20 protein-coding genes and 1 tRNA gene are annotated in these 21039 nt (G+C 60.7%); 10 read left to right on the top strand and 11 right to left on the bottom strand.

The window, feature by feature from the left end; all coding sequences use genetic code 11:
* Positions 1-156 precede the first annotated feature (156 nt).
* Positions 157-594 carry a universal stress protein gene (locus GDJ93_RS08430; protein WP_006235921.1) on the top strand — a complete coding sequence of 146 codons (438 nt, stop codon included), beginning with the start codon at positions 157-159 and terminating at the stop codon, positions 592-594.
* A 201-nt stretch (positions 595-795) separates the two neighbouring features.
* Here the strand turns inward: GDJ93_RS08430 and GDJ93_RS08425 are convergent, their stop codons facing one another.
* The 4 genes from GDJ93_RS08425 to GDJ93_RS08410 form a co-directional block, all read right to left on the bottom strand.
* Positions 796-1839 (bottom strand): sensor histidine kinase, encoded by a 1044-nt coding sequence (locus GDJ93_RS08425; protein ID WP_152068456.1) that lies wholly within the window; start codon positions 1837-1839, stop codon positions 796-798.
* A 9-nt stretch (positions 1840-1848) separates the two neighbouring features.
* Positions 1849-2520, bottom strand: coding sequence for a response regulator transcription factor (locus tag GDJ93_RS08420; protein WP_152068455.1), 672 nt, complete (start codon positions 2518-2520; stop codon positions 1849-1851).
* 170 nt (positions 2521-2690) lie between these two features.
* Positions 2691-3821 (bottom strand): aminotransferase, encoded by a 1131-nt coding sequence (locus GDJ93_RS08415; RefSeq protein ID WP_152068454.1) that lies wholly within the window; start codon positions 3819-3821, stop codon positions 2691-2693.
* A 24-nt stretch (positions 3822-3845) separates the two neighbouring features.
* Positions 3846-4877, bottom strand: a complete 1032-nt coding sequence (locus GDJ93_RS08410) for an ornithine cyclodeaminase family protein (RefSeq protein ID WP_152068453.1) — start codon at positions 4875-4877, stop codon at positions 3846-3848.
* Between the two features lie 217 nt (positions 4878-5094).
* On the opposite strand from GDJ93_RS08410, the gene GDJ93_RS08405 reads away from it, so the two are divergent.
* Positions 5095-6276, top strand: a complete 1182-nt coding sequence (locus GDJ93_RS08405) for a PucR family transcriptional regulator (RefSeq protein ID WP_152068452.1) — start codon at positions 5095-5097, stop codon at positions 6274-6276.
* A gap of 18 nt (positions 6277-6294) precedes the next feature.
* Here the strand turns inward: GDJ93_RS08405 and GDJ93_RS08400 are convergent, their stop codons facing one another.
* Together GDJ93_RS08400 and purH are read right to left on the bottom strand one after the other, a co-directional pair.
* A complete protein-coding gene (locus tag GDJ93_RS08400; protein WP_152068451.1) occupies positions 6295-7005 on the bottom strand; it encodes a hypothetical protein in 711 nt (236 codons plus the stop codon).
* 277 nt (positions 7006-7282) lie between these two features.
* On the bottom strand, positions 7283-8890 hold the full coding sequence (gene purH, locus GDJ93_RS08395; protein WP_152068450.1) for a bifunctional phosphoribosylaminoimidazolecarboxamide formyltransferase/IMP cyclohydrolase: 1608 nt from the start codon (positions 8888-8890) through the stop codon (positions 7283-7285).
* Between the two features lie 277 nt (positions 8891-9167).
* On the opposite strand from purH, the gene GDJ93_RS08390 reads away from it, so the two are divergent.
* Positions 9168-9809, top strand: a complete 642-nt coding sequence (locus GDJ93_RS08390; RefSeq protein ID WP_055310399.1) for a GNAT family N-acetyltransferase — start codon at positions 9168-9170, stop codon at positions 9807-9809.
* A gap of 138 nt (positions 9810-9947) precedes the next feature.
* On the opposite strand, the gene GDJ93_RS10015 is transcribed toward GDJ93_RS08390, so the two are convergent.
* On the bottom strand, positions 9948-11891 hold the full coding sequence (locus GDJ93_RS10015) for a DUF2207 domain-containing protein (RefSeq protein WP_193221502.1): 1944 nt from the start codon (positions 11889-11891) through the stop codon (positions 9948-9950).
* A gap of 508 nt (positions 11892-12399) precedes the next feature.
* On the opposite strand from GDJ93_RS10015, the gene gluQRS reads away from it, so the two are divergent.
* Positions 12400-13410, top strand: a complete 1011-nt coding sequence (gluQRS, locus tag GDJ93_RS08380; RefSeq protein ID WP_226812556.1) for a tRNA glutamyl-Q(34) synthetase GluQRS — start codon at positions 12400-12402, stop codon at positions 13408-13410.
* 15 nt (positions 13411-13425) lie between these two features.
* On the opposite strand, the gene GDJ93_RS08375 is transcribed toward gluQRS, so the two are convergent.
* Both GDJ93_RS08375 and GDJ93_RS08370 read right to left on the bottom strand, forming a co-directional pair.
* A complete protein-coding gene (locus GDJ93_RS08375; RefSeq protein ID WP_152068449.1) occupies positions 13426-14151 on the bottom strand; it encodes a metallophosphoesterase in 726 nt (241 codons plus the stop codon).
* An 85-nt stretch (positions 14152-14236) separates the two neighbouring features.
* Positions 14237-14476, bottom strand: coding sequence for a hypothetical protein (locus tag GDJ93_RS08370; protein WP_152068448.1), 240 nt, complete (start codon positions 14474-14476; stop codon positions 14237-14239).
* A gap of 353 nt (positions 14477-14829) precedes the next feature.
* Between GDJ93_RS08370 and GDJ93_RS08365 the strand changes: the two genes are divergently transcribed.
* Genes GDJ93_RS08365 through GDJ93_RS08355 form a run of 3 tightly spaced genes read left to right on the top strand, consistent with a single transcriptional unit; the run spans position 14830 to position 17440 of the window.
* Complete coding sequence (locus GDJ93_RS08365; protein WP_152068447.1) at positions 14830-15372, top strand: UBA domain-containing protein; 543 nt, start codon at positions 14830-14832, stop codon at positions 15370-15372.
* Between the two features lie 18 nt (positions 15373-15390).
* Positions 15391-16161 (top strand): response regulator transcription factor, encoded by a 771-nt coding sequence (locus GDJ93_RS08360; RefSeq protein ID WP_152068446.1) that lies wholly within the window; start codon positions 15391-15393, stop codon positions 16159-16161.
* The gene (locus GDJ93_RS08355) at positions 16145-17440 is read left to right on the top strand and encodes a sensor histidine kinase (RefSeq protein ID WP_152068445.1); all 1296 of its coding nucleotides are present in this window, start codon (positions 16145-16147) and stop codon (positions 17438-17440) included. The genes GDJ93_RS08360 and GDJ93_RS08355 overlap by 17 nt, the downstream gene beginning before the upstream one ends.
* 75 nt (positions 17441-17515) lie before the next feature.
* Here the strand turns inward: GDJ93_RS08355 and GDJ93_RS08350 are convergent, their stop codons facing one another.
* The gene (locus GDJ93_RS08350) at positions 17516-17890 is read right to left on the bottom strand and encodes a VOC family protein (RefSeq protein WP_035137716.1); all 375 of its coding nucleotides are present in this window, start codon (positions 17888-17890) and stop codon (positions 17516-17518) included.
* A gap of 11 nt (positions 17891-17901) precedes the next feature.
* Positions 17902-18189 carry a PTS sugar transporter subunit IIB gene (locus GDJ93_RS08345; RefSeq protein WP_006235903.1) on the bottom strand — a complete coding sequence of 96 codons (288 nt, stop codon included), beginning with the start codon at positions 18187-18189 and terminating at the stop codon, positions 17902-17904.
* A 163-nt stretch (positions 18190-18352) separates the two neighbouring features.
* Here GDJ93_RS08345 and GDJ93_RS08340 point away from each other — a divergent pair, with 163 nt between their 5' ends.
* The 3 genes from GDJ93_RS08340 to GDJ93_RS08330 all read left to right on the top strand — a co-directional run bounded on the left by GDJ93_RS08340 (position 18353) and on the right by GDJ93_RS08330 (position 20867).
* Positions 18353-18976 (top strand): hypothetical protein, encoded by a 624-nt coding sequence (locus GDJ93_RS08340; RefSeq protein WP_006235902.1) that lies wholly within the window; start codon positions 18353-18355, stop codon positions 18974-18976.
* Positions 18977-19007: 31 nt separating this feature from the next.
* Positions 19008-19092, top strand: a tRNA-Leu gene (locus GDJ93_RS08335).
* 473 nt (positions 19093-19565) lie between these two features.
* Positions 19566-20867, top strand: coding sequence for an ATP-binding protein (locus GDJ93_RS08330; protein WP_152068444.1), 1302 nt, complete (start codon positions 19566-19568; stop codon positions 20865-20867).
* Positions 20868-21039 lie beyond the last annotated feature (172 nt).

Below are 21039 nucleotides of genomic sequence, written 5' to 3'. Positions count from 1 at the left end.
ACCCTTACCAAAAAACTCGCCCGTTCACAGAATTGCGAGCGGTCAAACCCAAATCCTTGGGTATAACTGCAACAAGATAAAGTGTCCGGCGGCCACGCATCCGCGCCCGCCCGACGCACGAGCCCCACGCCCGTGCGATAGACCAAGGAGGAAACCATGAACGAGGGCTACACCAAGGTATTTGTTTCACTCGACGGTACTGAGCAGCAGGATTTTGTGCTCGCACGCGCCATCAAGGTCGCCGCGAACAACGGCGCCAAGCTGATTATCGGCCACGTTATCGATTCCACGGCACTCGAGAGCGCTGGTTCCTATCCGGTCGATCTGGTCAACGGACTGGAGGAGGCATTTAAGAACTCCATCGCCAAGCAGCTCGAAGAGGCCAAGGCCAATCCCGACATTCCCGAGGTCGAGGTCATGATTCGCGCCGGCCGTATTCGCGAGACGCTCAAGGACGAGATGCTCGACGTGGTCAAGCCCGACCTGGTGCTCTGCGGCGCACGCGGCCTGTCCTCGATCAAGTATGCGCTCCTGGGCTCGATTTCGACGTTCCTGCTGCGCAACACCGACTGCGACATCTTGGTCGTAAAGTAGGTTCCTTCCCGCCGGCGCAAGGCCTGCGGGGTTATCACGCCGACGTCCTCGCCGCTTCGCGGCTGCGGGATGTCGGCTTAGATAACCCCTCCCGGCCTTGCGCCTTCGTCACCGTACTTCAGCGAGTTATCTGATAGAAAAATGGCGTGCCGCCCCGTTTGGGGCGGCACGTTTTGTTTGGGCGGACGTCTGCCGCGTGCACTACTCGAAATATTGAAACTTGTTCGTTGAAAACGCGAATGTTACGACAAAGCCTTCGCCGGAATCGGATGCCGCGGTGACGTCGATGCCCATCTTGGAGCACAGGCGTGCCACCAGATAGAGGCCGATGCCCGTTGCGCGCTTGGTGGTGCGGCCGTTGTCGCCGGTAAAGCCCTTCTCGAACACGCGCGGCAGGTCTGCCGCACTCACGCCGCAGCCGTTATCGGCAACAGTGAGCTCAATGCGCTCACTCGCCAGACCCTCGTCCAGCAACGCGCCCGAAAACACGATCTTCGCGCCGTCCTCGCACGCGTATTTAATGCTGTTCTGGATGAGCTGCCCCAAGATAAACTCGAGCCACTTCTCGTCGGTAAAGACCTCAAAGTCGAGGTTCTCGCACACCGGGGCCACGTGCGCCGCGATGAGCTCGCGCGCGTTGGCTTTAATCGCGCCCGTCACCAAGGTCTTGAGATCCCAGCGGCGAATCAGGTAGTCCCGCTCCACGACTTCCGAGCGCGCGTAGTACAGTGCCTGGTCGATATAGCGCTCCACGCGAGCCAGCTCACGGCCCAGGTCATCCACGCGCGACAGGTCGTCTTCGCTGCCGTCCAGGTTTTCCAAAATCAGGTGGGCCGCCGCCAGGGGCAGCTTGGCCTCGTGGACCCAGCTCTCGATATAGTCGCGATAGTCATCGGTCTGACGCCGGCCTTCGGCAACCTCGTCGCAAGCAGCTTTGCCCACGCGACGCAAGACCTCGTACTCGAGCTCGCCCTCGGCATAGGTCGGGCATTGCACCATCTCCTGCACCCATGCGGGACTCTCGAGCTCCTCGGCCGCACGCTCCAGCTGACGCAGAAAACGGCGACGGCGCGCGTACTCGACCACGATGCCGAGCATACCAAAGATAAAGGACACGCCGACCGCCACGACCACAATAGATGTCGAAGCACCGGCGACCGTCAGCACAAAGCAGCTCAGCAGCACGCCGCACGTCCACACGGCGACGGGAAGCAGCGCATCTTTAAAGAACTTGCCAAACGACATAGCCGGCCCCTAGACCGAATAGCCTTGGCCGCGATGCGTCGTCAAATACCCCTTGATGCCGATTTTTTCGAGCGTGGTACGCAGGCGGTTGATGTTGACGGTGAGCGTATTGTCGTCCACGAAGGCATCGGAGTCCCACAGGTCCTGCATGATGGCCGAGCGCGAGACGATCTTGCCCGCGCGGCTCAGAAGCAGCGAGAGGATACGCAGCTCGTTTTTGGTGAGCTCGGTGCTGGTACCGGTTTGCGTATTGGTGACCATGGAGCGAGCAAGATCGAGCTCCAGCCCCTTGTGGACGAGCGTGCTGCGCTCGCCTGACGCCGCGGTGCGACGCAGCAGTGCGTTGATGCGCGCCACGAGCACACGGGCGCTGTAGGGCTTAGGAACAAAGTCGTCCGCGCCGAGCGTCATGGCCATGACCTCGTCAATCTCGGTCGTGCGCGACGTGAGGACGATGATGGGAACCTCGGATTCGCGGCGAACCTCGTGGCAGATATGCTGACCGTCCTTGACGGGAAGCGTGAGGTCGAGCAGCACTAGGTCGGGCGCGGCGGCGAGAATATCGCACGAGACATGCTCAAACGATTCGCATGTCTCAACCTCAAAACCGGCGCGGGCAAGGATGTCGACAAGCTCACGACGAATGGGCTCGTCGTCCTCAACGACATAAATCAGCGCCATGTGTCCTCCCATTTCACGTAACTTGCACCTTTCACACCATTATGCCCACAGCGTCGCAGCGATACGACCCCGTGGGCACCTAATGTGACAAAAGCGTTCGGTAGTCTTGAGAGAAAATAGGGGCCGACCGGTCCTAAACCGATCGGCCCCATCACTTCGACCACGAGTCTCTACTCGAGCGTACGCACGTACGCGGAGATGGCATCCAGGCCCTTCTGCAGGTCGTCGGTGTTATCGGAGTATGCATAGCCGATGCGCATGCTCTTGGGCTCCTCGAAGCAATCGCCCGGAGTGACGAGCGCGCCGGACTTCTTAATCATGTCGATGCAGAACGTCCTGGAGTCGATGTCGTAGTCGTAATATACGAGTGCGGTGGTACCCGCCTCGGGCTTGACGAACGACAGGTGTGGCTCGCTCTCGACCCACTTCTCCAGAACAGCAAGGTTCTGACGGACGATGCGACGGCTGCGCTCAAGGATCACGGAAGCGTTGCCCAGAATCAGCTCCGCCACCGTCTCGCTGAATATGCCGGCGGAAATCAGGTTGTAGTCACGATGCGAGAGCAGCGCGCGACGGAGCTCCGGGCTCTTGGTGACCGCCCAGCCCAGACGCAGGCCGGCGAACGACCAGACCTTGGACATGGATGCGGTGACGATGGCCTTGTCGTACAGGTCGATCACGGACTCGGAGTACTCATCCGTCTGAGTAAGCAGACGGTAGACCTCGTCGCAGAGTACCCACGCGTCGTGTTTGCGTGCGACCTCGACAATCGCCTTGAGCGTATCGGTGTCGAGCAGGGCGCCCGTGGGGTTGTCCGGGTTATTGATGCAGATGAGCTTGGTATCGTCGGTCACCAGGGCATCGAGCGCGTCGACGTCGACGTGGTAGCCGTTCTTGCGATCGAGCTGAAGGATATCGACCTTCGCACCGCACATCTCGGGAATCGAGTAAAGCTGCTGGTAGGTGGGCTTGACGGAAACTACGTGATCGCCCGGTTCGACGAGCGTGGAAATAACCAGGGAGTTGGCACCGGTCGCGCCGTGCGTGGGCACGATATGCCCGGGCTCGACCGTCTTATAGAGACGCGCGACCCCCTCGAGGAAGCCGGGCTGTCCCTCGATGTCTCCGTAGGTGAATCGGCGCGAGCACAGGTTATCGAGCCACGCCTTCTTGTCGGTATTCGTAAGCTCGAACAGCTGGTCGAGCGTGAGGGAGTAGACGCACGTCTCCGCAACGTTGTGGGTGCACTTGGTCTCCCACTCGTTCATCCACTGCTCGACGGCGAAATCCTTGATCTGCATTGTCGTTTCCTTTCCTTGACTTTCTTACAGTTCCACCACGGTGCCCAGCGCCGCCTCGATGGCGCGGTCGTAGGCGATTTTCGATGCCGAAAGGTCCTGAACGGCGATGCCCGACGTATCGAACACCGTCACCTGCTCGTCATCCGAACGCCCCGTAGCCGTGCCGGCGATGACTTCGCCGAGCTCCGCTCTGATGTCCTCGGGCGTGATGGCACCCTCGGCAACTGGAATCTCCAGCTCACCGAATGCGACCGATTGCTCGCGGTCGTCGACGTAAACAGCGGCACGGGCAACAAGTGCCGAGGCGAGCTCCTGCTTGCCGGGCATGTCGGCACCGACGCAGGAGATATGCGTACCAGGACGCACCCATGAATCGGGAATGATGGGCTTGGTCGCCGGCGTGATCGTCACGATGATGTCGGCCTCTGCCGCGGCGCCCTGGCCGTCGGCCGCCGCCTCGATGGAATAGGTGGATGCTTCGCGAGCATGCTCGCAGGCGCCCAAGATATGGGCGACCTCGTCTCGCATGCGCTCGACGCGGGCCTCGGGCGCGGCATCGGAAACTGGCTCCCACACCTTGACCTCGCTCACTTTGGGACAGGCGGCGAGCACGCCCGCCACCATATAGGTGCTCATGTGGCCGGCACCCGCAACAAGCAGTTTGGACGCATCCGCCCGAGCCAGCCACTTGGCACCGAGCGCAGCGGCGGCACCGGTGCGAAGTCCAGTGACGGCGGAGGCATTGAGCAGCGCCAACGGCTCTCCCGTCGCGTTGTCGCACAGCAGCGTGGTGCCAAAGATCTCGGGCAGCCCCTTTTTGGGATTCTGAGAGAACCAAGCAGTGAGCTTGAGACCGAAGAGGCCGCTTCCCGCCAACTCGCCCGAGCGGATATCCATATCGGCCACGCCGGGTTCGAACTGCTCATATACCATCGGCCACGCAACACCCTTGCCCGTTGCCTTCTGGCGATATGCCTCCTCCACGGCAGCGATTGCATCCTCAATCGTCAGCACCTTGGAAACTTCCTCGGCCGAAAGCACCACCATCTGCCCCATCATCGCTCCTCTCAGCGAAAGCTTTACGTTGCTTCACTGTACGGTTTAGTAACGATGCCGCCAAGGATCATTTCTTGTTGGAATCTACAACGATTCTCGATCTGATTTTTCGTTCTATCAGCAGGTATTTGAACTATTTATCGCATCAAAGGCATACGGATGTGCGATTATCCTATTTGTACAGGTGCTTATTGTAATTATTTACAAGGTGATGCTGATGCTATACACCATCTCGGACTTCTCACGGGAATATGAGGGGTCAGTCCGTCTAATCGCCGGCAGCGATGGCGTCTCGCGTGCCGTCTCTGGCGTCGGGATCCTCGATTATGAACTCATGCCCGGCCTCAAGAACAAGTACCAGCGCGTCAACTTCAGCTCAGACGAGATCGTCCTCAGCACCTTCCTCTATGCGAAGGACGACCCATACCTCATCACTGAAGCCGTGAAATACCTCGTCGCCAAGGGAACGAGCGGTCTCATCATCAAAAACGTCCTGCACATCCCGATTCCCGACCAAGCCATCCGCTACGCCAACGCGCGGCACTACCCGGTCTTTCTCACGACCGACGACTCACTGTTCTTTGACAGCGTCATCTATGAGGTCAAACGGCATATCGAGCAGCTCGCGTCCATCGACTTCGCGCAGCGCGAGATCGATGCCCTGAGGACAGACGTATCGCCCGAGTCCATCTGCCGACGCATCCGAGGTCTCAACCCGTCATTTCTGGACGAAGCGGTCGCCCTGTTCGCATCGTTTGCAGAGCCCCTCGACCCGCGTACGTTTTTGCAAATCGAACGTCTCTGTGCAAAATCGACCCTCGCCGGATGCCACAACATGCTGGCACCCTACGACGGAGGTTTGTTATTCGTAGCGACAAGTGACTCGGAACAGACGCTCGATGTAGAGCGAATCGTGCAGGCGCTCACGGAGCTCATCGAGGCTAGCGACATCGATGGCGGAGCGGAAGGGCTCGGCATCAGCGATATTCTGTTTGGAGACGAGGCGGTGGCGCAGGCGATCTCGCAGGCGATTTACGCACAGCGCCTATCTTGTCAACGAGCCGAGGGTCCCGTCCGCTATACGCAGCTCGGCATCCTGAGAACCGTGATGCCTTTTGCGGAAACCCCGGAGATGCGATCGTTCTCGGAAGCGATTCTCTCGCCGATACGCGAGCACGACAGTGAGCATGGCAGCGAGCTGGAATCCACGCTCGCCGCATTCATCGAGAACGACCGACGTATCGAGCGAACCGCCAAGCAGACTGGCCAGCACCCGAACACGATTCGATATCGCCTCGATAAGGTGACAGCTCTCACCGGACTGAGCTACAAATGCGCCCCGGAGATGGAGCAGCTGTCGCTCGCCTACGCAATCGAACGCGCTCGCTCACTTCAGTAAGCCCACCCCGCCTTGAGGTTAGGAGCGGCGGGCACGGAGCTTTTCGTAGCCTTCGGCGAAGAAGGCTACCGTGGCGGCGTCGGCCTCGGCGGCGTCGGCCTCGGTTGCGGGGACCACGCCGTGCTCGTCGCTCACCAGGAACAAGGCGCCCTTGAGCTGTGCGGGAATATCTACGCGCGTGACCGGGATGCCCTTGGTCTGGGCCAGCTGCTCGATGAGCGTCGCCGTGCCGCACAGAAACTCGTCCGCCGGCGCCACAAAGGCAAGCTCGCCATTGTTGACGGCAGCAAGCAGCTCGGGCGCCACGCCGGTTTCGTCGGCCTCGGAGCGGGCCTCGGCGGAGCGGGCGCGCAGCGCCTTGGCCGACGTATCGGCGAGCGGCTCGTACTCCCCCACCGTCATGGCGGCGTTGCCGTTGATGTCGATCACCAGCATGAGTACGCCGTCGTGCGCAGTGTAATCGCCCTCGGCAAGCGACCACTCAACGTGCTGTTTGGCCCAGCTGAGCATGTTATGGGTAAGCGGCTCGCCCTGCACCAGGCGCTCGGACAGCGCGCGAATGTGGCGGTTGAGCATGGGCACCTTTTTGTTGGACATGCGCCAACGGCAGACAAGCGCGGGCTTGTCGAGCGTAAACTTCTCGACCGCCTCCTGATTGGCGCAAAAGTCCTCATACGCACGCTGATCCTCGGCATTGCCAAACAGCTCGGCATCATCCACAACGGCCATATCCAACCTTTCTCAAAAACATACACCGCACCGTTATACCCAAAAAAGCCGCCCACACCAACCGGCACGGACGGCAATAGATAGCTTTAGTTCGGGGCGAGCCAATACCACTGGTGGAGCACAAGCCAGCGAGCCGGCACCAAGTGCCTCAGGTCGCTGCGAAAGAGGAGCGACGCGTACTTCTGTACGCGAGCGACGGTTTGAGCGGCGAGATGAGGTGCTTGGTGCCGGCACAGCGTCGAGCTGTTACGCGGTTTGGTAAAACCGCGTAACGATATTAGTGGCGGAAGTGGCGAGCGCCCGTAAACACCATAGCAATATTGTGCTCATTGCAGGCCTGGATGCTCTCGTCGTCGCGCTTGGAGCCGCCGGGCTGGATGATGCAGGTCACGCCGTGCGCGGCAAGCACGTCGACGTTGTCGCGGAACGGGAAGAACGCATCGCTTGCGCAGGCAAAGCCGCCCTTCTCCACGCCCTCGCGCTCGCAGAAGTCCTCGGCACGCTCGCAGGCAAGCAGTGCGGAGTCAACGCGGTTAGGCTGACCCGGGCCCATGCCAATGCCGGCCTTATCCTTGGAGACCAGGATGGCGTTGGACTTAATGCCCTTGCAGACCTTCCAGGCAAACTCGAGCTCGGCCATCTCGGCGTCGGTGGGCTTGCGGTCGGTAGGGAACGTAAAAGTCGCGGGATCCTCGGTCACATGGTCGACCTCCTGCACCAGCATGCCGCCGTCGACGGAGCGCAGCTCCACCTGGGCGCCATGGTCCACGCCGCCGGTAGCCAGCACGCGCAGGTTGGGGCGCTTAGCCATGCGCTCGAGCGCCTCGGCAGTGTAGCTCGGGGCGATGATAACCTCGACGAATTGCTTGTTCTGATCGGCAAAGTGCTCAACCAGCTCATAGGGAACCTCGCGGTTGCAGGCGATGATGCCACCAAAGGCGCTCTTGGGATCGCAGGCGAAGGCGCGGTCGTAGGCGGCGGTGATGTCCTCGGCAACGGCGGAACCGCAGGGGTTCTGGTGCTTGAGGATCACGCAGGCCGGCTCATCGAACTCGCGGACCAGGTTCCAAGCGGCGTCGGCATCCAGATAGTTATTGTAGCTGAGCGGCTTGCCCTGGATCTGCTCGGAGCCCACAAGCGGGAACTGCGAGCTCGCGGTGTTCTCGCAGCCCTCGGCAAAGCGGTAGACCGTAGCCTTCTGCTGCGGATTCTCGCCATAGCGCAGGTCGTCGACCTTCTCCAGCGAAATCTCGAGCTTGGCAGAAGTGTCCGCCACGTCGCTTGCCTGGGCGGCAAGCCAACGGGAGATGGCCGTGTCGTAGGCGGCGGTGGTCTGGTAGACCTTCACCTGCAGACGACGACGGGTGGAAAGCGTGGTGCAGCCACCGGTCTCGTGCATCTCGGCCAGGACAGCATCATAGTCGGCCGGGTCGGAAATGACGGTAACGCTCGTGGCATTCTTGGCGGCAGAGCGCAGCATGGAGGGACCACCGATGTCGATGTGCTCGATAGCGTCCGCGAAGGTGACCTCGGGGTTGGCAACGGTCTTCTCGAACTCGTACAGGTTGACGACGACCAGGTCGATCAGCTTAATGCCGTGCTGAGCCGCCTCCTGCATGTGCTGCTCGGAATCGCGGCGGGCCAGCAGCGCGCCATGAACCTTGGGGTGCAGGGTCTTAACGCGGCCGTCCATCATCTCGGGATAGCCCGTGAACTCCTCGATGGGGGTTACGGGAATGCCCGCGTCCTCGATGGCACGAGCCGTGCCGCCCGTAGAGATGATCTCGACGCCAAAGTCGTCAACCAGCGTCCGTGCGAAATCGACGACGCCCGTCTTATCGGTAACCGAGATCAACGCGCGTGCGATCTTCACATCAGATCCCATGCAGTCCTCCTGTCTGGTACGCCGCCGTGCTCTGTGAGTCGGTGATACGTCGATCTGCAGCGCTCGCGCAGCGGCATTGAAAATACTGATTTAATGTAGCGCATCGAGCGCATCGATGCACCCCGCAACGGGCGCATGTGCAGAAAAAGTTTGCGAGCGGAGGGGATGGGCATGGCACCGGGCACGGTGAGTTCATGGAACACAGGGGCACCATAATTAGATGCCAATGGCGTGGTAGAACTGTGCTCGATATGCATCCGCAAAAGAAAGAGGCACCATGGTCTCGCGGGTTCTCTACCGACCGTTTGATACCGAAGACTTCGACGCCATCGCGCTGATTCTGCAGCAGCTTTGGCATAACAATTCGGATAACGATGAGTACAACCGCCTTGAGGCCGCGTGCGACCTCGCCTATTGCCTTTCGTCGTCGACGTTTTCACAGGTTGCCGTAATCGACGGTCAGGCGCGTGGCATTTCGCTCGCGCGTGCGGGACAGAGCTCCGGCGCCACTATCAACGAGCATTGGATGGATACCGAACGCGCGCTGCTATCGCAGATGCGTGAGCTAGAGCCCGATGCGTGCGCCGAGTATCTCTCGTTTGTGCGCGCAACCATCCGAACCAACAACCGCCTGCTCGAGAGCAGCCCGTTGCCGCACGACAACGAGGTCACGCTGCTTGCCGTGGATCGCGATGTCCATGGCCTGGGCGTTGGCACGGTTCTGCTCGATGCCGCGGTCTCGCACCTGTCCTCGCTTGGAGCGACGAGGGCGCACCTGTACACCGACTCCAACTGCTCGTGGAAGTTCTACGAGCTGCACGGCTTTAAGCGCACGGCCACGCACCGCGCCAACCGCGAAGAGCGCCGTCACGACATGCCGCGCGAAAGCTTCCTCTACGAACTCGATCTAACAGCCTAAACCCGGCAGCCATACCTAGTCATTTAGGGATGTTCCCAGTGATTAGTCGTTGGGGACAGCCTTCGTAGGTAGCGCATAAAAATGGGATGGATCCGTCGGCAGTCGCCGGAGAAGATCCATCCCAAAAATCAGAGCGCGCTAGAACGTTCCGCCGCCGCCTCCGCCGACGCCGCCACCACCGCCGCCAGAGAAGCCGCCGCCGCTGCCGCCGCTCGAGCTATCGGAGCTCGAAGCCAGCTCGCGGATGGTCTCGTGATACACGTCATCGAACGAATCGAGCGGAGACTCGATACCGTAATGATGGTAGTACCACCAGTAGCAGGGATAATTGTCATAGAAGCCGTCGGCCTCGCGCACCTCGGGCGGCACGGCCTCGGCAAGCTGACGCAGCACTTCCTTGGAAACACCCAGCGCCACGCCCATCACCAGCAGCTTGTTCCACAGCACCAGATCGCCCGGGACGGCTTCCTTTAGGCGTGTGAAATCCTCGAGCCAATGCTTGAGCGCCTTGCAGCGAGCCGCCACCTCGGCGCCCTCCGGCGTAAAGCGGCGGAACGTAAGGCCCACGCCAATACCCACCAGCACAATCGGCACTGAGATAACCGCGGCGATAATGTTCGCCTGTGCGCCGTCGGTAAAGAAGATGGATCCCACGGGAACAAAGGCGATCAGAATACCAAGAACCAGGCAAAACACCGTTGCAACAATGCCGTCCGAGGCAACGTACTCGCTATCGGCCAACTTGCCCTTAACGGTGTTCTGATAGTCCTCGAGCTTGTCGCCCACGGGTGTAGCGTGCTGCTTGACGTAGTGCTGCAGCTCGTCGAACGTGCGCGAGCGATCGCCGTTCTCGTCAGGCTTAGCACCGGCAAAGAAGACCTTGAGCACCATGTGGTCAATGCCCTTGGCCGACTTCCAGCCCGCATCACTCACCGTCACGCGATACGTCTGCTCTTCTTTTTCACGCCCCAACAGACCCTTCTTGGCCTTGGTCACGGTCGCCTGCTCCAGCTTGATCACACGGTCGTCAGTGAGCTTCATGAGCGTGGCGATATATGCCTGATCGGGCACCTCGTTCCAGCTCATGAGGGCCGAAAGCACGGCGGGATGGTCGGCCGAAGGCACATCGCGGAAATATTCGTCCTGGAAAAACGGCTTGGGCCTGCGCTTGCGCAGCTTGAGCATAACGATTGTGCCGGTAAAGGCCACCGCCGCAACAACACTTAGCACGGCAAGTGCATTGGCAATCATGCGAGCGTGAGCGCGGCGGGCGTTAGCTTCGTCGGCCCATTCCTTCTCTTCGCTCAGGATCGTTGACATGCGCTCTTCGCCCGAGGCGGTAAGCTGCGGCACCCAGTCGCTAGGGAAGGCGATGCGTGCCTCGGCGAATTCGCCCTGATGCACACGGGGAATGGTATAGGTGACCATGGGTTCGTCCGCATCGAGCGATACATCGCCCGTCAGCGGGCCGTGGCCCCATGCGCGGAAGTTATCGCCCTTGACGGCCGCCGTCCCGGCAGCGGCATTTGCGAAGCGCACTTCCATCTCGACATCGTCGGAATCCGCAGACCAGCCGTCGCCCACGAACTTCCAGTAGAGCTCGGCGGTATCGGCCCAGTTCATAACCGCACCGGTCATGGTGTAGCTCACGTAATAGATCGCGCTGTCGCCGCTCTCGTGAGGGCTGAACACCTTAATCCTTACGCCGTCACCGGTCTGCTCGACCGTGTAGACGCCAGAATCGCCCTTGTTCGCGCTATCGACTTTGTTAAACGCGGTGTCCTCTTCCTCGACACTCAGCACGTCAACGCCCGCCGTGCCGCCCTGCTGGTTGGTGCCCGCATTGATCTCCCAAAACACGCCGTTGATGTCGTCGTCGAAATCAAACTGGCGTCCCTCGACAACGGTCAGCGATCCATCGGCCTCAACCGTGGCACTGATATAAGTTTGGGTCATGGAATAACCGTCGGCGTGTGCGGCGGCGGGCAGTAGCAGCAATGCAAGCGCGACGAGTGCGCAGACGGAAGCAAATCGCGCAAACGGGCGGCGCTGCCGACAGGTTTTGGCAACGGGGGCGTTCATAGGCACATCCTTTGTCTGTGATACCAGCAACGCCATTGTCCCACGTTTACGGGCGCACATGACGAACATCTAGGCCAGCGGAGTATCAAACGGGACGAAAGTCACGCCCGCGGCCGGCACCTGGGGACGTTCCTTATCTGCCGGCAATCTGGGACACTCCTTGGCATGGCCTGCGCCAGCAATAGATACCACTTCACAGCTCTGTCACAGGTGTAGCGGCTTTGTGTGGGTGCGGCACGCGCTGATTGAGCCGCCAGCCGAGGGGCATAAAGCAGTTGAGCGAAAACGGTTTGCCCCTTTGCCGTTCGCTCGAGGATCATGTCCCCCTTTTCCGCGGAAACCCCGGCAGTTGCGAAGAGCTGCCGGGGTTTCTGTCGTTTGTGAGGCTAAGTCGGTACGCAGCGATCGAGACCTTGAGCCGCAAACCCACCGTGCGCAATGCGCACCGCCGCCAACTTGTGAGCGCGGCAACGCCTTCCCTGCCAAGCCCCGCGCTATACTCGTCCGCATGGATATCAAAACACGCAACATAGCAACGCCCGCCGCGGACGCGCCAGCGACGCCACCCGCCTCCGCCCCCGCGCCCGTCGTGGGCCGTTTCGCCCCGTCGCCCTCGGGCCGCATGCACCTGGGCAACGTGTTCAGCTGCCTGTGCTCGTGGCTTTCGGCCCGCAGCCAGGGCGGCAGCATCGTGCTGCGCATCGAGGACCTGGACGATCGCTGCAAGCGCCCGGAACTTGCCGCTCAACTGATTGACGATCTGACCTGGCTGGGGCTCGAGTGGGACGAAGGCCCCTACTACCAGCACGATCGCCTGGATCTGTACGAGGACGCCCTGCGCCAGCTGCAAGACGCCGGCCTCACCTATCCCTGTTTTTGCACGCGTGCCGAACTCCACGCCGCGAGCGCGCCGCACGCCAGCGACGGCACGCCCATCTACCGCGGCGCCTGCAGAGGTCTTTCTGCTGATGAAATCACCCGCCGCAGTGCCCTGCGTGCTCCGGCCACGCGCCTGCGCGTGCCCACCGTCGACGACCTCGCCAGCGACGTGATCGAATTCGTGGACCGCACGTACGGAGCCCAATGCGAAGCACTCGCCACCGAGTGCGGTGACTTTTTGGTGCGCCGCAGCGACGGCGTGTTTGCCTATCAGCTGGCCGTGGTGGTCGACGACGCTGCCATGGGCGTCACCGAGGTCGTGCGCGGATGCGACCTGCTGGGGTCCACGCCGCGCCAGATCTATCTGCAGCACCTGTTGGGACTGCCCACGCCGCACTACGCGCACATTCCACTGCTCATGTCACCGGACGGCCGCCGCCTTTCCAAGCGCGACCGCGACCTGGACCTGGGCGAGCTCCGCACCCGCTTTGGCGCACCCGAGGCACTGCTGGGCTGGCTCGCCGGGCAAACAGGCATCGCGCCAGACACCACGCCGCGCTCTGCCGAACAGCTGGTCGAGCACTTTAGCTGGGATGTTATCCGCACGCATCGGGAAAACATCACTGTAACGGTCGAGTAGCCAGCCACCCCGCCCCTACGCGACATCCCAGGGCTGGAGTTCGTCGCCCAGGCGGACAATACAGTCGTAGAGCACGGTGTGGCACTCGGCTGGGTTGGCGTCACGATGAAAATGCCCGTAGTACCAGCGCTTGTAGTCCAGGTGGTCCTCCAGCTCGTCGAAAAACGTGGTGAGTCGATCGGCATCGGGATAATTCCAGCCAGGTGCCGGGTAAAGCGTGGGCGAAAGCATGCGCGTGGAGCAGGTATGGGTAATCGCATAGTCGACCTTCCAACCCACGCTGTCGAGCTTTGCCCGCGCCTCCTCAAAGTTGCGCTCGTCCGGCAGCTCCTGCGGCCACCAGCTGGAATACGGAATGCGATATTCCTTGTCCACGCTCGTGGCGCCGCCCATGGTAAAGATCATTGAGTCATCGAGCTCGAAAGTCTCGCCACGCGTCAGGCGCCGTATGGGAGAGGTATCCGACAGGCGCTGCGTCAGCCCGCCGTGCCACAACTCCATGGGGCGCTCCGACCAGTGATCGAAACGCTCGTGGTTGCCGTCGACAAACAGCACGGTATAGGGGCGCGACTCCAGCCAGGCGATGTCGGCACATTCCTCGGCAGAGAAATCCCACGGAAAGCCAAAGTCGCCCGCGATGATGAGATAGTCGTCACTCGTCAGACCATCCCCAAGATCCCAGTCGCGAAGCTTTTGCATGTCGACGCCGCCGTGAATATCGCCCGTCACATAGACCGTCATCGGATCACCACTTCCCTGTAAGTCGCTAGCCCACATTCTGCACGATCACTAAGTCAACCGTTCCAGCCCTTCCATCCTTTGGGACCTACCCCTCGCTCTTCCATCCAAACGGGTCAAACACCCAAAAGATCAGATCGAGCACGCCGCCGGTCATCATGGCGCCGGCAAGAGCCATGCAAACGCGCAGAGAACTGGCACTTCGGAGCACATCAAACGGCCCCAGAACAGCCAGCAGCGCGACCGCTGCGCCGGCAAGGCACAGCGCGAGGCACGGCCCCGCGTCCTTGACGCACTTCTTTGCGAGATGCTTGGTGTTGTCGCTCATTGGTATCGAACTCCTTAGAGGGTCGCCGTTCGGGTATATGCCACCGCGGCAGAGCAGGGCGGCAGGGTAAGTGTCACATGTCGTGCGGACATCAATGGAGAAACCGCCTGCTCGACCAACCTTTGACGCCGTTTTGCACCGGCACCACATCCCCCGTTATCGAGGTCTAATACTTTTCCCACCGCTACCCAAAAACTCATCCAACATTAATCTTGGCTCAAGAGTCGCTTAATCTATAACCTGCACTATAGAGTTCGACCAAGGGCGGGGCGGCGCCACGCAGGCCGCCGAACGCAACGCTCGCGCCCGGGCAGATCGCCCGGCGTCGCGCCCATCGAACGAAAGGACAGGTCATGGACGACCTCGAAAAAGTTGAAACCATCCGCACCAAGTGCAACGTGAGCTACACCGATGCCAAGGCCGTGCTCGACGCTGCCGACGGCAACGTTTTGGATGCCATCATTTGGCTCGAGTCGCAGGGCAAGACGCAGACCACGTCGGCGCATGCCGCCACCGAGTCCGAGCCGGTCGATGAACCCTCGGCCGAGATGGTCGCCGCGCAGGCCGCCTACGAGAAGTCGAGCGAAAAGACCGACTTCTCCAAGAAGATGGACGGCGTGTGGGAGTACCTCAAAAAGCTCTTCCGCCTGAGCCTGGACACCAAGTTTATCGCCACGCGCCGCGACGCGATCATCCTCAACATTCCTATCCTGATTCCCATCGTCGCCCTGTTTGCCTGGGGCGCCACGATTTGGCTGATGCTGCTTGGCCTGTTCTTTGGCATGCGCTACCGCATCGACAGCGACGGCGACGTGCCCGGCAGCATCAACAACCTAATGAATCATGCCGCCGATGCCGCGGATGACATCAAGCAAAATCTCAACGACGACAAGTAATCGCAGACGGGGGCACGCATGACACGGATCCTGATCGTAGAGGACGAGGAGAAAATCGCCCGCTTTGTGACGCTCGAACTGGAGCACGAGGGCTACCAGGTGGAGCACGCCGCCGACGGCCGCACCGCCGTGGACCTGGCGCTGGAGCGCAACTACGATCTGATTCTGCTCGATGTGCTATTGCCGCAGCTCAACGGCATGGAGGTGCTGCGGCGCGTACGTAAGCACAAGGACGTGCCGGTGATCATGGTCACCGCGCGCGATGCCGTGATGGACAAGGTGGCTGGGCTCGACGCCGGCGCCGACGATTACCTGACCAAGCCGTTTGCGATTGAGGAGCCGCCCGCACGGATCCGCGTGGCGTTGAAGCGCGCGGAGGCCGTGCGGGCGGCTTCGGGCGTTGGCGGCGTCGGTGCCGGGGAGAGCGCTACGGGTGCCGCTGCGATACCCCCGACTGGCGACTCGGCCAAGACCTCTGCCGTGCCCTCCCCCGCTGCACTCACCGCGGGCTCGGTCACGCTCGATCCCGACCGCCGCGAAGTCACGGTCGGCGGCTCGCCCATCGTGCTGACTGCCCGCGAGTTCGACGTTCTCGCCCTGCTTATGGCGCATGCCGAAACCGTGCTCACGCGCGAGCGCATCGCGCACGAGGCGCTGGGCTACGAATACGTGGGCGACACCAACAACGTCGACGTACACATCGCGCACTTGCGCGCCAAGATCGAGGACGGCGGCAGTGCCCGCATCATCCAGACCGTGCGCGGGGTGGGCTATGTCTGCCGCGCGTAACGCCGAGACCAAGCGCGTCACATCCATCGCCCGTGCCATCAACTGGAGCTATATGTGGCGCCGCCTGATAAGCTACGTCTGGCTCGATCTGCTGCTGATGGTGATTGCGACGGCGATCCTCGTCTATGGATACAACCAGACGCTGCCCGACGGCGCGTTTACCGCAGGATGGATCCCCAGCGCCACCGTTCACGGCATGTCGCTGACGCCCGCGCGCGGCTGGGACCTGGCAACGCTCACCTATACCGTCGAGCTTGCGCGTACCACCAAGACTTTCCCCCTCGCGCAGGACCTCGTCGCGCTATGGCCTCTCTACCTTGTCGTTGTGGGTTGGCAGGTCATCAGCGTGCTCAACATGCTCGGCGGTGCCCGCCGCGTGCGCCGCACCATGGCGCCGCTCAACGACTTGGCACTGCGCGTGGACGAACTCGGCCGCATGCAGCTCTCCGGCGGCAAGATGGAAACGCTGGAGCAGGCCATCGAGCGCGCAAGCGTCGACTCGCCGAGCGTCACTACCGGCGACGCCGACCTGGCAAGCATCGAGGTCGCACTCAACCGCCTACTGCGTCAGATGCAAGAGGCCAAGCTGCAGCAGATGCGCTTTGTCAACGATGCGAGCCACGAGCTGCGCACGCCCATCGCGGTGATTCAGGGCTACGTAAACATGCTCGACCGCTGGGGCAAAGACGACCCGGACGTGCTGGCGGAGTCTATCGCGTCCCTCAAGGCCGAAAGCGAGCACATGCAAGAGCTCGTAGAACAGCTGCTGTTTTTGGCGCGCGGCGATGCCGGGCGCACGGTCCTGCGGCGCGCGCATACCAACTTGGCTGCACTGGTCAGCGAGGTATGCGAGGAGTCACAGATGATCGATGCCGAGCACACGTATCGGCTGACTTTTGACACCTTGCTTGCCAGCGACCCGCGCTGCGACGCGCCCGTCGACGTGGCGCTCGTGAAGCAGGCTCTGCGCGTGATCGTGCAAAACGCCGCCAAGTACTCGGATGCGGGAACGACTGTCACATTTGGCATAACGCCGGATGCGGGCGCGGACACGATCGACATAAGTGTTGAGGACGAGGGCATCGGCATGAACCAGGAATCCGCAGCTCACGCGTTCGAGCGGTTCTACCGTGCCGACAACGCGCGCGATGCCGGCGCACAGGGTTCGGGTCTGGGGCTTGCGATCGCCAAGTGGATCGTCGACAGCCACGGCGGCGTCATCGGTGTGACCTCGGTCGAAGGGGTCGGCAGCCGCTTTACGATTCGCCTGCCACGATAGGAAGCCCCTCGGCATAAATAAAGGGATAGGGCCACGCGACCCTATCCCTTTTTGCCAGCTATGGCAGCTTGTGCGCTACTCGCGGCACAGGTGCACGGCGAAACCGGCGAACTCGCGCTTAAAGTACACGAGCTTGGTACCACCGTCGGGCAGCAGCGCGCGCGACTCTTCGTTGACCTCGAGCCCGCGCTCGGCAAACCACTTCTCAGCTGCATCGATGTCGTTAACGGCAAAGCCGATGTGGCCCTTGGTGCCACGACCGTTCTGCTTCATGATCTCGACCAGCGAATCGTTGAAGTACGAAACCGGGGTCTCGGTGACGGGCAGGCCCATCATCGTCGAGAACAGCTCCGCGATCTCCAGGGCGTCTGCCGGGTCGGTGGCGTTAATGCCCACATGGGCAACGCGCATACCAAAGAGCTCTACCGGGTTGGCGTTCTGCTCACTCATGCAGTCAGCGCCTACTGAGCCATGACGTCGAGAACGGCCTTCTCGGCAGCGACGCGGTTCATGCCGGTCATGAAGGGCACGCCACTCACGTACGGGCAGGTGAGGCCCTCGGGGGCAACGGTGGTGGCGATCAGCAGGTCAGCGCCCTCGTCGCAGTAATCCTTGGCCTCGGAGATGGCGCACTGCACGATCTCGTACTTGTCGGCATAACCGTTGGCGTCGAGCAGAGTAGCGACCTTCTGGGCAACGAGCGTGGAAGTAGCAGCGCCAGCACCGCAAGCCAAAACGATCTTCTTCATAGGTAATGTCTCCCTTCATGGTTTACTTTAGGTAAGTGTACCGCAGCGAGCGATGGCACTCGGCCTCGATGAGCTTTTATGCCAGTTTGCTTGCGCGCTGCGTATAATACATCTAGTACGTGTTGTCATACCGCTCGCTTTATGAGCGACTAAGGACCCTAATATGCCCGATTCCCGCACCCTCTGGACCGCCGTCGTTATCATCTGCATCGCCGTGTCGGTGTTCTTTAGCGTCAAAAAACGCACCACGTTTAAGCGCCTGCAGCAGCTTATGGCTGCCAAGCAGTGGGACGAGTTCGATCGTTTGCTCGACGGCAAACTCACCAGCATGCTGTACCCGCGCTACAACCGCGACTACCTGCGTCTGAACTCCTATCTGCTGCGCGAGGACCACGAGCGCGCCAGCGAGATGTTCGACCTACTGCTGGGACTCAACCTCCCCAAGATGCAGCGCGTCGACTTGGTGATTAAGGCCTTTAACTACTATGTTGGCCAGGAGGACCGCAAAAAGTCCAAAGAGCTGTTGCACGAGATCAAGGGCTTTGAGGGCGGTCAGGCCGAGGCAGTTGCGCACGAGTGTCAGCTGATGTACGACACGATGATCCTCAAGCGCCACAACGACATTCCCGAGCTGGAGCGCATGCTCGAGGATGTCGGCGACGACCCGGTCAAGCGCTGCCGCTTGGAGTACCTGCTAGCCCTGCAGTACCAGAACAAGGGCGACGAAGCCAAGTTCCAGGAGTTCCTGGAGAAGTCGGGCCAACACTCGATGGCCGTCAACGCGTAACGGACGGCTTGTGCTAGACTTCTAGTCTCACGGGGGCGTGGCGGAATTGGCATACGCAGGAGACTTAAAATCTCTCGCCGCAAGGATTGTGGGTTCGAGTCCCACCGCCCCTACCATATGGAGCTTTCGAGCCCGTGTTCCTCAGGGATGCGGGCTCGCTTCTTTTAGATGCCGGTGGGACTCGAACCCGCGAGGGGGCGAGCGTTAAGCGGACGCGCAGCGTCCGTAGCGAGCCGGCGAGGGCGCCGGCAGGCGTCCGAAGCCGATGCGGATTTGCGCAGCAAATACGCGGACGTCCCACCGCCCCTACCATTTGGCTTTTACGAGCTCGTGTCCCCCGGGGATGCGGGCTCGTTTCTTTTACACGACGGCGGGGCTCTAAGTTGCGGTGGAATAGTTCCTGTTTTGGCAGTTTACCAGCCCATTTAGGAACTATTCCACCGCAACTTAGGTTGGTGTTCCCACATTTTCCGATGGAAAAACGTGGCTGTCTCCCACATTTTCCGATGGAAAAACGTGGCTGTCTCCCACATTTTCCGATGGAAACGCCCAAATGGCCTTATACTAGCCGAGAGGGTTGGGAGGCAATATGCAGCGACAGCTTATGAGTGAACTTATCGCTTGGAAATCAAGGGCGAATCGCAAACCTCTCTTGCTTAAGGGAGCCCGCCAGACAGGAAAGACTTGGCTTCTTAACGAATTCGCAAGCCAGCAGTATCGAAACGTCATTCGTTTTGACTTTATGCTCGAGCCGAGCACACGCTCGCTGTTCGATGGGGACCTCGACCCCAAGCGCATCATCTCCCAGATAGAACTCCTACGTGGCCAAACCGTAACGCCGGCAGACACGCTCATCATCTTCGACGAGATCCAAGAGGCGCTACGCGGGATCACCTCGCTCAAGTACTTCAACGAACTTGCACCCGAATACCACATCGTGGCAGCCGGTTCCTATATGGGCCTCGCGCTCCGACGCGAAAATGAGTCATTTCCCGTCGGTAAAATCGACCAGCTCACCATGCGTCCCATGGGGTTTGCCGAATTCGTTCGTGCCGTCGACGGCAACCCGCTCGCCGACGCCATCCTTGCCGCAGACATGAACCTTCTGGCAAACGTTGCCGAAAAGCTCGAACGCTTGCTCAAGGAATACCTTGTTGTCGGCGGTATGCCCGAAGTTGTCTCCACTTTCGCCGAGACACGCGACTTCATCGAAGCCCGAAGGCTTCAGCAGCAAATCATCGAGGCTTACGAATCCGATTTTGGCAAACATGCACCCGCCCGCATCGTCGAGCGCATGAGGTTGGTTTGGAAATCCCTTCCCGGCCAGCTTGCAAAGGAGAACAAGAAGTTTGTCTATGGCGCCCTTCGCCCCGGAGCGCGCGCACGCGATTTCGAGGAAAGCCTCCAGTGGCTCACGGACTACGGAATCGTTCATAAGGTGCCACGTGTCTCCGCTCTAAAGGCGCCGCTCTCGAGCTATGAAGACCTCTCGGGCTTCAAACTGTTCTGCATCGACACCGGCATCCTCGGAGCGCTCTCCGGTCTCTCTCCGGCCATCGTTCTTAACAGATCCGCTGTTTTTACCGAGTTCAAAGGTTCGCTGACCGAACAATACGTCGCGCAGGAGCTTTTGCTCCAGGACAAAACTCCCGCGTATTGGTCCTCTACCTCTGGCAATGCCGAAACCGACTTTGCCATCGACCATGCGGGAACTGTGCTTCCGCTTGAGGTCAAGGCGGCAGAGAACCTTAAAGCGAAGAGTCTGAAAATAGCCTGCGAAAAATTCAAACTCGAGCGTTGCGTGAGGAGCTCCCTGGCGGCATATAGAGACGAGGGCATGCTCGTCAATATTCCGCTTTGGGAGATTGGGCAAATCGACAAGCTGGCATAGGCGCTGTGGGGACGCCCTGCAAGGACTGTCCCCAGGTGCCGGCAGAGACGATATGAGCAGGACATAAAAACATTGAGAGCCCCTGCTGCATGAAAGACCGCGGATTAGGCCGACAATGGTGAGTGTCTAATCCAACCGTGGCGGCCACGCCGCATTCATGGAAGGGGCTCCC

Origin of the sequence: Collinsella aerofaciens, from assembly GCF_902501475.1 — a bacterium.
Taxonomy (GTDB): domain Bacteria; phylum Actinomycetota; class Coriobacteriia; order Coriobacteriales; family Coriobacteriaceae; genus Collinsella; species Collinsella aerofaciens_AL.
This window is presented reverse-complemented; position numbering and strand designations above follow the sequence as displayed.

Bases quoted from the DNA above. Each gene is read 5' to 3' on its own strand.
- GDJ93_RS08415 (WP_152068454.1), bottom strand. From the start codon at position 3,821: ATGCAGATCAAGGATTTCGCCGTCGAGCAGTGGATGAACGAGTGGGAG.
- GDJ93_RS08340 (WP_006235902.1), top strand. From the start codon at position 18,353: ATGCCCGATTCCCGCACCCTCTGGACCGCCGTCGTTATCATCTGCATC.
- GDJ93_RS08390 (WP_055310399.1), top strand. From the start codon at position 9,168: ATGGTCTCGCGGGTTCTCTACCGACCGTTTGATACCGAAGACTTCGAC.
- purH (WP_152068450.1), bottom strand. From the start codon at position 8,890: ATGGGATCTGATGTGAAGATCGCACGCGCGTTGATCTCGGTTACCGAT.
- GDJ93_RS08420 (WP_152068455.1), bottom strand. From the start codon at position 2,520: ATGGCGCTGATTTATGTCGTTGAGGACGACGAGCCCATTCGTCGTGAG.
- GDJ93_RS08430 (WP_006235921.1), top strand. From the start codon at position 157: ATGAACGAGGGCTACACCAAGGTATTTGTTTCACTCGACGGTACTGAG.
- GDJ93_RS08410 (WP_152068453.1), bottom strand. From the start codon at position 4,877: ATGGGGCAGATGGTGGTGCTTTCGGCCGAGGAAGTTTCCAAGGTGCTG.
- GDJ93_RS08400 (WP_152068451.1), bottom strand. From the start codon at position 7,005: ATGGCCGTTGTGGATGATGCCGAGCTGTTTGGCAATGCCGAGGATCAG.
- GDJ93_RS08355 (WP_152068445.1), top strand. From the start codon at position 16,145: ATGTCTGCCGCGCGTAACGCCGAGACCAAGCGCGTCACATCCATCGCC.
- GDJ93_RS08350 (WP_035137716.1), bottom strand. From the start codon at position 17,890: ATGAGTGAGCAGAACGCCAACCCGGTAGAGCTCTTTGGTATGCGCGTT.
- GDJ93_RS08375 (WP_152068449.1), bottom strand. From the start codon at position 14,151: ATGACGGTCTATGTGACGGGCGATATTCACGGCGGCGTCGACATGCAA.
- GDJ93_RS08365 (WP_152068447.1), top strand. From the start codon at position 14,830: ATGGACGACCTCGAAAAAGTTGAAACCATCCGCACCAAGTGCAACGTG.
- GDJ93_RS08360 (WP_152068446.1), top strand. From the start codon at position 15,391: ATGACACGGATCCTGATCGTAGAGGACGAGGAGAAAATCGCCCGCTTT.
- GDJ93_RS08370 (WP_152068448.1), bottom strand. From the start codon at position 14,476: ATGAGCGACAACACCAAGCATCTCGCAAAGAAGTGCGTCAAGGACGCG.
- GDJ93_RS10015 (WP_193221502.1), bottom strand. From the start codon at position 11,891: ATGAACGCCCCCGTTGCCAAAACCTGTCGGCAGCGCCGCCCGTTTGCG.
- GDJ93_RS08425 (WP_152068456.1), bottom strand. From the start codon at position 1,839: ATGTCGTTTGGCAAGTTCTTTAAAGATGCGCTGCTTCCCGTCGCCGTG.
- GDJ93_RS08330 (WP_152068444.1), top strand. From the start codon at position 19,566: ATGCAGCGACAGCTTATGAGTGAACTTATCGCTTGGAAATCAAGGGCG.
- GDJ93_RS08345 (WP_006235903.1), bottom strand. From the start codon at position 18,189: ATGAAGAAGATCGTTTTGGCTTGCGGTGCTGGCGCTGCTACTTCCACG.
- gluQRS (WP_226812556.1), top strand. From the start codon at position 12,400: ATGGATATCAAAACACGCAACATAGCAACGCCCGCCGCGGACGCGCCA.
- GDJ93_RS08405 (WP_152068452.1), top strand. From the start codon at position 5,095: ATGCTATACACCATCTCGGACTTCTCACGGGAATATGAGGGGTCAGTC.